Raw genomic sequence first — 12,954 nt, 5'->3', positions numbered from 1 at the left:
TCGGTCAGGCCGGCGGGCCGGCCAGGCTCAGGGCTGCCGTGGGTGCAGGTGCCGGGGTGACGGGCTCCGCGGTGGCGTCCTCCCACCAGTCGGCGCCGTCCTCGACGTAGCGCAGCAGCACCCCTTCGCGGATCGCCCAGGGACAGACCACCGCCCGCGGCAGCCCCATGAGCTTCAGGGCCGTGTGCCCGACGACCGCGCCGGCCAGGCTCTGGGCGGCACGCGGTGCGGTGATGCCGGGCAGCTGCGCGCGTTCGGCGGCCGGCAGTGCGGCGAGGGCACGCACCGCCTTGCCCAGGTCGCGGCAGGCCAGCTCCCGCTCCACGAAGGGCCCGAACCGCCCCGGCGCGGCCCCGCACAACCGGGCCAGCTGCTGGAACGTACGGGAGCTGACGGCCGCGGTGCGCGGACGCTCCCAGCGGATCCGTGCGGCCACGTCCCGCAGTTCATGCCGGATACGGCGGCGCAGCTCCTTCAGCTCGCCCGGCCCGGGGGGATCCTGCGCCATCAGGTAGTCCCGGGTCAGCCGGCCCGCACCGAGCGGCAGGGAGGCGGCGAAGTCCGGCAGCCGGCCCCGGCCGAAGGCCACCTCCAGCGAGCCGCCGCCGATGTCGAGCAGTGCCAGGGGGCCCGTCTTCCAGCCCAGCCAGCGGCGGGCCGCGAGGAAGGTCAGCTCCGCCTCGGTCTCACCGGGCAGCGTGCACATGCGGATCCCGGTCCCGGACGCCACCCGGCGCAGCACCTCCTGGCGGTTCGGGGCGTTGCGGACCACCGCGGTCGCGAACGCCAGCGGACCCGCCGCGTGCCACCTGCGGGCCGTGGCGCCCGCCGCGGCCACCGCTTCGACCAGCCATTCCACCGCCTCGTCGGCGATGGTGCCGTCCGGGCCGACATGGTCGGACAGGCGCAGCTTCCACTTGACCGTGTGCACCGGCAGTGGAATGCCTCCCTCCACGTCAGCGACGACCAACCGGACCGTTCTCGACCCCGCATCCACCAAGCTCACCCGCATGGCCGGGAAGTACCCACTTCACCCGCGACAACGCGTCTCACGGGGGGCGTGCCGGTGCACACGGCCGGCGGCCCGCGCTTCAGGACCGGATCGCGCGGCAGTTCGACGCGGGCCGGTGGCGCCCGGCGCACGGGCGGGTGAGACGTACCGGTCCGGCCCGCCCCGGCCGTGCGTGCCTGCGCGAACGTGCCCGCGCCCGCGGTCGTTCGCGCGGGAAAGTGCAAGAGGCGGAGCACGGGAGTCCATTGCCGCGGCCGTGCCGGAGCCGGATCGTTCCGTGCAACCGGCCCTTCGGCAACAGCAACAAGGAGCACCCGTGCGACTGTTGAGCAGAGCGGGCGGCGCCGCGGCCGCGGCCGTCGCCCTGGTCCTGGGCGGCGGCACCGCGTCCCCCGCGCCGGCCGCGTCCCCCGCGCCGGCCGCGTCCCCCGCGCCGGCCGCGTCCCCCGCGCCGGCCGCGTCCCCCGCGCCGGCCGCGTCCCCCGGCGCCGCCGGCTACACCGTGACCGTGGGCGCCCCGGTGCCGTTCACCCACCCCACGGACACCCCCGCCACCCCGTACGTCGACAAGGACGGCACCTTCCACTACCAGCAGTCCGCCGCACTCTACGGCGCCGGCGACCCGCGCGTCTGGGACTTCTACACCGGCGGCGACTTCGACACCGCGACCTTCGACCGGACGCTCAGCGAGGCGGTGAACCCGGCCAACCCCGCCGACCGCAACGACGACACCACCTGGCGGTGCAACAACAGCCCCACCGGCCGGGAAGCGACCTACGCGCCGAGCGGCTCGGGCTACGCGCAGAAGAACTACTGCGACCTGTCGGGCGTGTGGGTCGATCCCGACACCGGTGACTGGTACGGCCTGGTGCACAACGAGTTCACGCCGCGGCCCTTCGGGGACGGGCTGCACTACGACGCCATCGACTACGCCGTCTCCACCGACCAGGGCCGCACCTGGACGATCGAGGACCACGTGATCACCTCGCCGTACAGCACCGAGCGAGGCGACACGGCGGCCTTCCCGCACGAGACCTACTCCTACGGCGACGGCGACCAGCGCCTGTTCGCCGACACCGCCTCCGGCTACTTCTACGTCTATTACGGCTCGCGGATCGTCGACAAGAACGGCGGCTGGAAGGCGTTCCACGAGCATGTGGCCCGTGCCCCGATCGCAGCCAAGATGGCCCCCGGCTCCTGGCGCAAGTGGTACGGCGGCTCCTGGACCGAGCCCGGCACCGGCGGCCGGGAGAGCAACATCGTCCCCGTCGACGCCGGCCACCCCACCGGTTACACCCCCGTCGAGGACGAGTACGACCCGGCCAACACCGGCACCGCCGCCGAGCAGATCGCGGCCGGCACCATGCCCCCGACCTCGCCGCTGTTCGTGATGAACATCGCCTACGACGCCCATCTCGGCCGCTACATCGGCACCCCGCAGGCCGTCGACCAGAGCGGCGGCTCACCGCAGTACCTCTACGCCACCGACGACCTCGCCGGCCAGAAGTGGCACCTCATCGGCGACACCGGCGGCTACACCACCGCCTCCTGGTACCGCTGGTTCCTGGACCGCGCGAGCCGCACCGGCTCCGCCGTCGTCGGCAGGACCTTCCGCGCCTACTGCTCCTTCGGCTGCTCCCACGGCGCCTCCGGCGAGTACGTCGACGTCACCGTCGACCCCTCCGCGCCCGCCGCCCCGCCCGTGGACACCGGCCGCCGCTACCGCATCGCGGGCGGGACGGGCCGGATCCTCGCCCAGGTGTCCGGCGGCTCCGCCGTGACCTCGGTGGCCCGGCCCACCGGCTCCGACCGCGAGTCGTGGTCCTTCACCCCGACGGGCGACGGCGCCTTCACCGTCACCAACGCGGCGACCGGCCGGCTGCTGGGCGTCGACTCCGCGAAGACGTCCGGCCGCGCCTGGGGCGCCAGGCCGGCGGTCACCGCGGCCCGCGCCGGCGGACCCACCGTCGGACAGCAGTGGTTCGTACTCCCGAGCTCGCCGGGCGACGGCACCCACCGGCTGGTCAACCGTTACAGCGGCCTCGTGCTCGGCCTCTCCGCGACCGCCGGCCGGCCGGCCGAGACGACTCCGCCGCGCTCCTGGACGGACACCGCGGGCGGCCCCGTGGGCGGCGGGCGCACCGCGGCCGAACAGACCCTCACCTTCGTCCCGACCGGAGGCTGACCGCCCCGGCCCCGGAACCCGCGCTCCGCCCCGGCCCCGTAACCCGCGCCCGTGCGGGTTCCGGGGCCGACTCCCGCCAGGAAGCCGCCGGTTCGGCGCGGCGATCGAAGTCCGTGGTGTCCAAAGACTTGTGGGCCGCTTGGTTCATCACTTAAATCAAAACATGAACTAAGCCGTGGGGCTTCGAAGTCGTCCCCACCCCCCTATGGAGCCGCTCAATGAGACTGAGATCCCTGGGTGTCGCGCTGGCCGCCACGGCCGCGCTGATCGCCCTGCCCGCCACCCATCCCACGGCCTCCGCGGCCGAAACCCCCCTGTCCCAGGGGAAGACGGCCACCGCGTCGTCGCAGGAGAGCGGTGGCACCACCGCCGCCCAGGCCGTCGACGGCGACACCGGGACCCGCTGGTCCTCGGCCGCCACCGACGACCAGTGGCTCCGCGTCGACCTGGGCGCCACCGCCTCGGTCACCCAGGTGGTCCTCGACTGGGAAGGCGCCTACGGCAAGGACTACAAGGTCCAGATATCCACGGACGGGAACACCTGGACCGACCTGAAGTCCGTCACCGGCTCCGACGGCGGCGTCGACACCCTCGACGTCTCCGGGAAGGGCCGCTACGTGCGCATGCTCGGCGTGCACCGCGCCACCCAGTGGGGTTACTCCCTCTGGGAGTTCAAGGTGTTCGGCAGCCCGGACGGCGGCCAGGCCGGCTGCGGCACCGCCAACGCCGCCCAGGGCCGGACCGCCACCGCGTCCTCCACCGAGAACGCCGGCACGCCCGCCTCCGCCGCCTTCGACGGCAACACCGCGACCCGCTGGTCCAGCCAGGCCGCCGACCCGCAGTGGCTCCGGGTGGACCTCGGCTCCGTCCAGGACCTGTGCAGGATCGACCTGAACTGGGAGGCCGCCTACGGCAAGGACTTCCAGCTCCAGGCATCCGCCGACGGCCAGAGCTGGACCACCCTGAAGAGCGTCACCGGGGCGACCGGCGGCACGGCCTCGTACGACGTCAGCGGCTCCGGCCGGTACGTGCGCGTCTACGGCACCGCCCGCGGCACCGGGTACGGCTACTCCCTGTGGGAGGTCGCCGTGCACACCGGCACCACCGGCGTCCCGCCCGTCCAGGGCGGCGGGGACCTCGGCCCGAACGTCATCGTCGTCGACCCCTCCACCCCGAACCTCCAGCAGAAGTTCGACGACGTCTTCGCCAAGCAGGAGTCGAACCAGTTCGGCACCGGCCGCTACCAGTTCCTGCTCAAGCCGGGCACCTACAACGGCATCAACGCCCAGGTCGGCTTCTACACCTCGGTCTCCGGCCTCGGCCTGAACCCCGACGACACCCAGATCAACGGTGACATCACCGTCGACGCCGGCTGGTTCAACGGCAACGCCACCCAGAACTTCTGGCGCTCGGCGGAGAACCTCGCCATCACGCCCTCCAACGGCACCGACCGCTGGGCCGTCGCCCAGGCCGCTCCGTTCCGCCGCATCCACGTCAAGGGCGGCCTCAACCTCGCCCCCAACGGCTACGGCTGGGCCTCCGGCGGCTACATCGCCGACTCGAAGATCGACGGCACCGTCGGCCCGTACTCCCAGCAGCAGTGGTACACCCGCGACAGCTCGGTCGGCGGCTGGACCAACGGCGTGTGGAACATGACGTTCACCGGCGTCCAGGGGGCCCCGGCCACCAACTTCGACAGCGGCCCCTACACGACCCTCGACACCACCCCCGTCTCCCGCGAGAAGCCCTTCCTCTACCTGGACGGCTCCACCTACAAGGTGTTCGTGCCGGCCAAGCGCACCAACGCCCGGGGCGTCTCCTGGCCGGCGAACGCGGGCACCTCCCTCCCGCTCGACCAGTTCTACGTGGTCAAGCCGGGCGCGACCGCCGCCACCATCAACGCCGCCCTCGCCCAGGGCCTCAACCTCCTGTTCACCCCGGGCGTCTACCACCTCGACCGGACCATCGACGTCACCCGCCCCAACACGGTCGTCCTCGGCCTCGGCCTGGCCACCCTGATCCCGGACAACGGCGTCGACGCAATGCACGTCGCCGACGTCGACGGCGTGCGGCTCGCCGGGTTCCTCATCGACGCGGGCCCGGTCAACTCCGACGCGCTGCTGCGCATCGGCACCCCGGGATCCACCGCGGACCACTCCGCCAACCCCACCACCATGCAGGACGTGTTCATCCGCGTCGGCGGCGCCGGCCCCGGACTCGCCACCAACTCGGTCGTGGTCGACAGCGACGACGTCGTCATCGACCACACCTGGATCTGGCGCGCCGACCACGGCAGCGGCGTCGGCTGGGAGACCAACCGCGCCGACTACGGCCTGCGCGTCAACGGCGACGACGTCCTGGCCACCGGCCTGTTCGTGGAGCACTTCAACAAGTACGACGTCTACTGGAGCGGAGAGCGCGGCCGGACGATCTTCTTCCAGAACGAGAAGGCGTACGACGTCCCGAACTCCGCCGCCATCACCCATGACGGCATCGTCGGTTACGCGGCCTACAAGGTCGCCGACTCGGTCACCACGCACGAGGCGTGGGGCCTGGGGAGCTACTGCAACTTCACGGCCGATCCCTCGATCGTCCAGGCCCACGGCTTCCAGGTCCCGACCACCTCGGGCATCAAGATGCACGACCTGCTGGTGATCTCACTCGGCGGCAAGGGCCAGTACGCGCACGTCGTCAACAACACCGGCGCACCCACCTCGGGAACCGACACCATCCCCTCCAAGGTGACGTCCTTCCCGTAGCCCGCCCGCGCCCGGCCACCGCACACCGCTCCGCACGGGACGCCTGTCAGCCGCCGGACAGCGTCTCGTGCGGGGCCCGCCGGTAGGTGCCGCGGTACAGGGAGGCGAAGCGGCCCGCGTGGTGGAAGCCCCAGCGGGCCGCGATCTGCGTGACCGTCACCCCGCTGCCGGGGTCGGCGGCCAACAGGTCGTGATGGGCGTGCGCGAGCCGGACCCGGCGCAGCTGGCCGAGCGGCGTGGTGTCCAGATGCCGGCGGAAGGCGTACTGGAGCGCGCGGACCGTCACATGGGCCGCGGCGGCGATGTCGGCGACCGTGACGGGCTGGTCCGCGTGGTCGTCGATGTAGGCGAGCGCGCGGCGCAGCACCGCCGGGTGCGCGTCGTGCGGACCGGCGCCGCCGCGCTCGTCCCGTGCCGTGTGGGGGAAGGCCGCCAGCACGCTGGCCGCCAGGTGCTGGGCGGCCGTGGCCGCGACCAGCGGCTCGTCCGCGATCTCCGGATCGGCGAGCACCCCGTCACGCAGATGGGTGATGGCCCGCACCAGCTGGCGCGCCGCCGCCGCCGAACGCGGCCGGTGGCCGGTCAGCCGCACCGGCGAGCCGTCCGGACCCCCGGCCACCTGGTCGAGCAGGGCAGGGTCCAGCAGGGTGATGTTGTACCGGGCGTTGCAGATCCGGCCCGTGTACGGCAGGTCCGGCGGGGCGAGCAGCACCGCGTCACCCGGTCCGAAGGAATCCTCGACGCCGGGGTAACCGTGGTCCCGCACGGTCCCCTCGTGCACGACACACAGACACAGACGGCCCAGCGGTGTCACCGAGTAGGACATCTCGAAGTCCAGCGCCAGCTCGTCCACGCTCACCGAGGGGATCCCGGAGCGGAGGACCCGTGCCCTGTTCGAGCCGGGCGTCGCACTCGCTATACGCATCCTGGCGTAGGCCCGACTGAGGAAATCCTCCGTCACTTCCAGGTCGTCGCTGTCGAAGCTGAGCGATTCCATGGCCCCCCCAATGCCCCGGACTGTCCCTTTCATGCCCGGGCTCACCAGCGGTTTTTCGTTTTTCGTACCGCGGCGTCCGAGGTCGTTCGTCTTACGGCTGGCGCCGACCGGCAGGGCTGCGCAGGGTGATCGCATGATCGGACATGACGAGCAGGACCGGGTGAACAAACTCCAGGAGGAGGTCGACCAACTGCGTCAGGCCCTGATGTCGCACGCCCTGGTGGACCAGGCCATCGGCGTGGTCATCACCGTGGGCGGCTTGCGCTCCGAGCAGGGCTGGGCGGTCCTGAAGCACATGTCCCAGCACACCAACATCAAGCTGCGGGAGGTGGCGCGCTGCCTGGTGGAGTGGCCGGCCCGCGGCCGGCTGCCCGAAGTGATCCGCCAGGCGCTGCCGGTCGCCGTCGAACACGTGCGCGCCGGCAGCGACGGGCGGCGCGACGAGCGGGAGGTGCGCTGCGGCCGGCCCGGCTGAGCGGACACCCGGTCAGACCCGGGCCCGGCGCAGGTCCTCCCACGCCCGGTCCCGCAGACCCTCCTCCCGCAGTATGTCCACCGCCGTGCAGGCCAGCGCCTCCACCACCGCGAGGAGCACCCGGCGGGCCCGCTCCGAGGCGGCGGCCCCGGCGAACTCCGGCGTGTGGTCGGAGCCGTCGGCGCCCATGATCGCGACGAAGGGGTGGATCGAGGGCACCCGGCCGCTGACGTTGCCGATGTCGGACGAGCCGAGGTAGACCCCGGGCGCGGGCGGGGTCAGGGTGATCCCGGACCGGCCCAGGTGCCCGGCGAACCGCTCGGACAGCGCCGCGCTGTCGCGGAAGTGCTCGTAGCGCACGCTCGCCCGGTCCACCGTCACCGTCGTACCGGTGGCCCGGGCCACCCCCTCGGCGGCGGTGCGCACCTGCGCCGCCAGTTCGTCCAGGGCGGCGGTCGTCAGCGCGCGCAGTCCGAAGCGGCCCTCGGCGTACTCCGGGACGATGTTCGTGGCCGTGCCGCCCTGCGTGACGATCCCCTGCACGTGGGAACCCTCCGGCAGCCGCCGGCCGAGTGCCGACAGGACGTTGAACAGCTCGACCAGCGCGGCGAGCGCGTCGATGCCCTCGGTCGGGTTGCCCGTCGGGTGCGCGGCCCGGCCCCGGAAACCGATCCGGTACTGCTCCTGGGCGGTCAGCGGCGCCCGCGCCCAGTCGTACACCCCGGGGTGGAACATCAACGCGGCGTCCACCCCGTCGTAGAGCCCGGCCTCCACCTGGAGGGCCTTGCCGCCGCCGCCCTCCTCGGCCGGCGTGCCCACCGCCAGGACCGTGCCCGGCGCGCCGTCCCGCACGGCGTCCGCGACCAGGGCCGCCCCCAGACCGGCCGCCGCGATCAGATTGTGCCCGCAGGCGTGCCCGAGCCCGGGCAGCGCGTCGTACTCCAGCAGCAGCGCCACGACCGGCCGGCCCTCGCCCGAGCGCGCGGTGAACGCGGTCGGCAGCCCCGCGGCCGCCCGCCGCACCTCGAAACCCGCGCCCTCGAACTCGCCGGTGAGCAGTGCCGCCGCCCGGTGCTCGGCGAACGCGGTCTCCGGGTCCGCGTGCAGCGCCGACGCCACGGCCCACAGGGCGTCGGCGCGCCGCGCGGTCTCCTCCCGGATGCGCTGGTACAGCGACACTGGACCTCCCTGGGGCTCGGCGGGCGTCTTCCCGCGCCGGGGCGGGTTCCACCCGAACGGCCCCTGACACCGGCCCGCGGGTTTGGGGTGCCCGGCCGGTGCAACACGGTGGATGCGGCACCGATCAGCTCAGGAGGACAGCCATGGACCACTCGCGCGTACCCGTCCTGGAAGCTCTGGAGGAGTTCCGGCGGCGAGGAGACGTGGTGTTCGGGCCACCCGGCCACAAGCAGGGCCGTGGCACCGACCCCCGGGTGGCCGAGATCCTCGGGCTGGACGTCTTCCGCTCGGACGTGCTCAGCCTCAACGGGCTGGACGACCGCCGCCAGTCACAGGGCGTGCTGCAACAGGCCCAGGAGCTGATGGCGGACGCGGTCGGCGCCGAGCACGCCTTCTTCTCCACCTGCGGCAGCTCCCTGTCCGTCAAGACCGCGATGTGCTCGGTGGCCGGCCCGGGGGAGAAGCTGCTGCTCTCCCGCAACGCGCACAAGTCGGTCATCGCGGCCGTGATCATCAACGGCGTGGAACCGATCTGGGTCCACCCCAAGTTCGACGCCGAACGGCACATGGCGCACCCGCCCGAGGCCGACGACGTACGCGACCGGCTGCGCGAGCACCCCGACGCCAAGGGCATGCTGCTGATCACACCCACCGACTGGGGCACCTGCGCCGACGTACGCGGTGTGGCCGACGCCTGCCACGCCTTCGACGTGCCGCTCATCGTGGACGAGGCCTGGGGCGCCCACCTGCCCTTCCACCCGGGCCTGCCCACCTGGGGCATGGACGCGGACGCCGACCTGGTCGTCACCAGCGTGCACAAGATGGGCGGCGCCATCGAGCAGAGCTCGGTGTTCCACCTCCAGCACGACCGGGTCTCACCCACCGTCCTCAAACAGCGCGAGGACCTGCTCGGCACCACCAGCGCCTCCACCCTGGTCTACGCGGCCCTCGACGGCTGGCGGCGCCAGATGGTCGAGCAGGGACACGGCCTGCTGGACGCGGCCCTGCACCGCGCCGAACGCATCCGCGCGCGACTGCGCGAACTGCCGGGGCTGAAGGTGATGGGCGGAGAGGTCATCGAGGAGGGGCTGGCCGCGGAGTTCGACCCGCTCAAGATCGTCGTCGACGTACGGGACCTCGGGATCAGCGGTATGCAGGCGACCGAGTGGCTGCGCACCAACTGCCACATCGACATGGGCGGCTCGGACACCTGCCGGATCAGCGCCTCCATCACCCACTCGGACGACGAGGAGACCGAGAAACTTCTGCTGGAGTCCGTGCGCTCGCTGGTGGAACGGGCCGACGACATCGAGCGGCAGCCCGCCGTACGGCTGCCCGAACCCCGCGCCCTGGAACTGGAACAGGCCGTTCTGCCCCGCGACGCCTTCTTCGGCCCCGCCGAGACAGTGCCCGCCGAGCGGGCCGTGGGCCGCATCGCCGCCGAGACGATCAGCCCCTACCCGCCGGGCGTGCCCGTCGTGGCACCGGGCGAAGTGATCACCGCAGAGGTCGTCGACTACCTGCGCAGCGGTATCGCCCACGGCTTCCTCGTCCCGGACGCGGCGGACTCCTCCCTGGAGACCCTGCGGGTCCTGGCCCGCCCGTGACCGGCCCCTCCCGACCTGCGCGGGCCGGCCCGAGCGCCTAGGGTGGCCAGTGCGGGCGGCCGGTCGTCCGCCTGCCCGGGTCAAGAAGCCGGCCCTGCCGACCGACACCGTCCAGGCAGCGGCCGCTTGGCCCGGCCGACGGCCCCCGGGTCCGGACCGGCGCGTCCGGCGGGCCTGCCGCCCCGGCAACTCGACACGGGACGGCCCGACTTCACCCCGACCGGAAATCCCCGTGATTCCCGGTTTCGGACGCCCCGGCCCGGGGACCTCGGTACGAGGCCGCCGTCGGCCCCTCCACTTCCGCACGTACCCGATGCGTCCCGGCTGCCGGCCCTACGCCCCGGCACGGCCACCCGCGCACCGCACACCCGCCTCAGCCGTGCCCGCCCCCGTGACCAGCGAAGGAAATTGCCACTGATGAGCGAGACGAACCCCTTGAAGCGAGCGGCGGACAAGGTGACGGACGCCCTGCAGGGTGGGCCGGCAGGCCCGGAGGACGGCATCCCGGGCAAGCCCGGCCCCCAGTCACCGACGGTCGCCGAGCCGACCGAACCCCATGAGCCCTTCCCGCCCAAGCCCGACCAGAGCGGCCCGGCCACCGTCTCCCCGACCGGCCAGCCCACCGGCGCGGACCAGGCCCGGATGGCGCAGAGCGGCAGCCGTCTGACCAACGCCCAGGGCACCCGGCTGCACGACACCGACCACTCCCTCAAGGCCGGCCCCCGCGGCCCGGTGCTCCTCCAGGACCACCACCTGCGGGAGAAGGTGATGCACTTCGACCACGAGCGCATCCCCGAGCGCGTGGTCCACGCCCGCGGCGCCGGGGCGCACGGCGTCTTCCGCAGCTACGGCACGGCGGCGAACGTGACCAAGGCGGCGTTCCTCGCCCCGGACGTCGAGACACCGGTCTTCGTACGCTTCTCCACCGTGCTCGGCTCCCGGGGCTCCGCCGACACCGTCCGCGACACCCGGGGCTTCGCGACCAAGTTCTACACCAGCGAGGGCGTCTTCGACCTGGTCGGCAACAACATCCCGGTCTTCTTCATCCAGGATGCGATCAAGTTCCCGGACGTCATCCACGCCGGCAAACCGCACCCCGACCGGGAGATCCCGCAGGCACAGAGCGCCCACGACACCTTCTGGGACTTCGTCACCCTGCACACCGAGGCCACCCACCACACCCTGTGGAACATGTCCGACCGGGGCATCCCGCGCTCGTACCGCACGATGGAGGGCTTCGGCGTCCACACCTTCCGCCTGGTCGCCGCGGACGGCACGACGACCCTGGTGAAGTTCCACTGGAAGCCGAAGCTGGGCGTGCACTCCCTGGTGTGGGAGGAGGCGCAGATCATCAACGGTGTCGACCCGGACTTCCACCGCCGCGACCTGGCCGACGCCATCGAGGCGGGCGCCTACCCGCAGTGGGAGTTCGGCATCCAGACCTTCCCCGACAACCCCGACCAGACCTTCGAGGGCATCGACCTGCTGGACCCGACCAACATCGTCCCCGAGGAACTGGCCCCCGTGCAGCCGATCGGGCTGCTCACCCTCGACCGCAACCCGTCGAACTATTTCGCCGAGACCGAACAGGTCGCCTTCCACGTCGGCCACCTCGTCCCCGGCATCGACATCACCGACGACCCGCTGCTCGCCGGCCGGCTGTTCTCCTACCTGGACACCCAGATCACCCGGCTGGGCGGCCCCAACTTCCCGCAGCTGCCCATCAACCGGCCGCACGCGCCCGTCAACGACATGCTGCGCGACGGCATGCACCAGACCGCCGTGCACCGGGGCGTGGCCCCCTACCGGCCCAACTCCCTCGACGGCGGCTGCCCGTTCACCGCCGGGGCCGACACGGCCGCGTACATCGAGGCCCCGGTACCGGTTCCGGAGGGCAGGAAGGTCCGCGAGGCACCGGAGTCCTTCAACGACCACTTCAGCCAGCCGCGCCGGTTCTGGCTCAGCATGAGCCCGGTGGAACGCGAGCACATCATCGGCGCCTACACCTTCGAACTCGGCAAGTGCTACGAACAGGCCATCCGCGAACGGGCGCTGCAGGTGCTGGCGAACATCGACCCGGAGCTGTGCGCGGGCGTCGCCGCCGGCCTCGGCCTGCCCGCTCCCGAGCCGACCGTGCCGCTGGCCGACGTCGCCCCCAGCCCCGCACTCTCCCAGGTCGGCCGGACCTGGCCCACCGACGGCCGGATCATCGGCATCGTCACCGGCCCGGACGGCGACCTCGACGGCGTACGGGCCGTACGGCAGGAAGTGCTCGACGGCGGCATGGTCCCGCTGATCATCGCCCCGGCCGGCGGCACCCTCGGCGACGGCGCCGACGCCCTCACGGTCCAGCGGACCTACGCCACCGCGCGCTCCGTGGAGTTCGACGCGCTGCTCGTGGCCGGCACGCCCGGCGTCGGTGCCGACGCCTACGGCGCCCGTGACGCCAAGGCGGGCCTGCCCAGCGCCCAGGGGGCCACCCCCGACCCGCGGGTGGGCCTGCTGCTGGCGGAGGCGTACCGGCACGGCAAGGCCATCGGTGCCGCCAAGGGCGGCGAGACCGCGCTGGAGGCGGCCGGCATCCCGCTCGACGCGCCCGGGGTGACCGCCGGCGACACCGCCACCGACGTGCTCCAGCAGCTCGGCCGGTTCCTCGGCGCCCACCGCGTCTGGGAACGCTTCCCTTCCGCCGCCTGACCCGATGGCCGGCCGGTGTCACGCCAGGACGGAACACCGGCCG

8 protein-coding genes are annotated in these 12,954 nt (G+C 72.9%); 5 read left to right on the top strand and 3 right to left on the bottom strand.

The features are described from left to right. Positions 1–4: 4 nt before the first annotated feature. Positions 5–1,012, bottom strand: coding sequence for a Ppx/GppA family phosphatase (locus ABZ576_RS08810; protein ID WP_360737700.1), 1,008 nt, complete (start codon positions 1,010–1,012; stop codon positions 5–7). A 316-nt stretch (positions 1,013–1,328) separates the two neighbouring features. Between ABZ576_RS08810 and ABZ576_RS08805 the strand changes: the two genes are divergently transcribed. Beyond that, complete coding sequence (locus ABZ576_RS08805) at positions 1,329–3,197, top strand: RICIN domain-containing protein (protein ID WP_360737697.1); 1,869 nt, start codon at positions 1,329–1,331, stop codon at positions 3,195–3,197. A 218-nt stretch (positions 3,198–3,415) separates the two neighbouring features. Continuing rightward, positions 3,416–5,956: a discoidin domain-containing protein gene (locus tag ABZ576_RS08800; RefSeq protein WP_360737695.1), complete on the top strand. Its 2,541-nt coding sequence runs from the start codon at positions 3,416–3,418 to the stop codon at positions 5,954–5,956. Positions 5,957–6,002: 46 nt separating this feature from the next. On the opposite strand, the gene ABZ576_RS08795 is transcribed toward ABZ576_RS08800, so the two are convergent. Further along, the gene (locus ABZ576_RS08795) at positions 6,003–6,953 is read right to left on the bottom strand and encodes a helix-turn-helix transcriptional regulator (protein WP_360737693.1); all 951 of its coding nucleotides are present in this window, start codon (positions 6,951–6,953) and stop codon (positions 6,003–6,005) included. Between the two features lie 133 nt (positions 6,954–7,086). On the opposite strand from ABZ576_RS08795, the gene ABZ576_RS08790 reads away from it, so the two are divergent. Further along, positions 7,087–7,428, top strand: a complete 342-nt coding sequence (locus ABZ576_RS08790) for an ANTAR domain-containing protein (RefSeq protein ID WP_360737691.1) — start codon at positions 7,087–7,089, stop codon at positions 7,426–7,428. A gap of 12 nt (positions 7,429–7,440) precedes the next feature. Here the strand turns inward: ABZ576_RS08790 and ABZ576_RS08785 are convergent, their stop codons facing one another. Continuing rightward, a complete protein-coding gene (locus ABZ576_RS08785) occupies positions 7,441–8,607 on the bottom strand; it encodes an amidohydrolase (RefSeq protein WP_360737688.1) in 1,167 nt (388 codons plus the stop codon). Between the two features lie 143 nt (positions 8,608–8,750). Here ABZ576_RS08785 and ABZ576_RS08780 point away from each other — a divergent pair, with 143 nt between their 5' ends. Together ABZ576_RS08780 and ABZ576_RS08775 are read left to right on the top strand one after the other, a co-directional pair. Then, on the top strand, positions 8,751–10,214 hold the full coding sequence (locus tag ABZ576_RS08780; protein WP_360737685.1) for an ornithine decarboxylase: 1,464 nt from the start codon (positions 8,751–8,753) through the stop codon (positions 10,212–10,214). Between the two features lie 417 nt (positions 10,215–10,631). After that, positions 10,632–12,911, top strand: coding sequence for a catalase (locus ABZ576_RS08775; protein WP_360737682.1), 2,280 nt, complete (start codon positions 10,632–10,634; stop codon positions 12,909–12,911). Positions 12,912–12,954 lie beyond the last annotated feature (43 nt).

This window comes from Streptomyces sp. NPDC013455 (genome assembly GCF_040632975.1).
In the GTDB taxonomy this organism is placed as follows: domain Bacteria; phylum Actinomycetota; class Actinomycetes; order Streptomycetales; family Streptomycetaceae; genus Streptomyces.
This window is presented reverse-complemented; position numbering and strand designations above follow the sequence as displayed.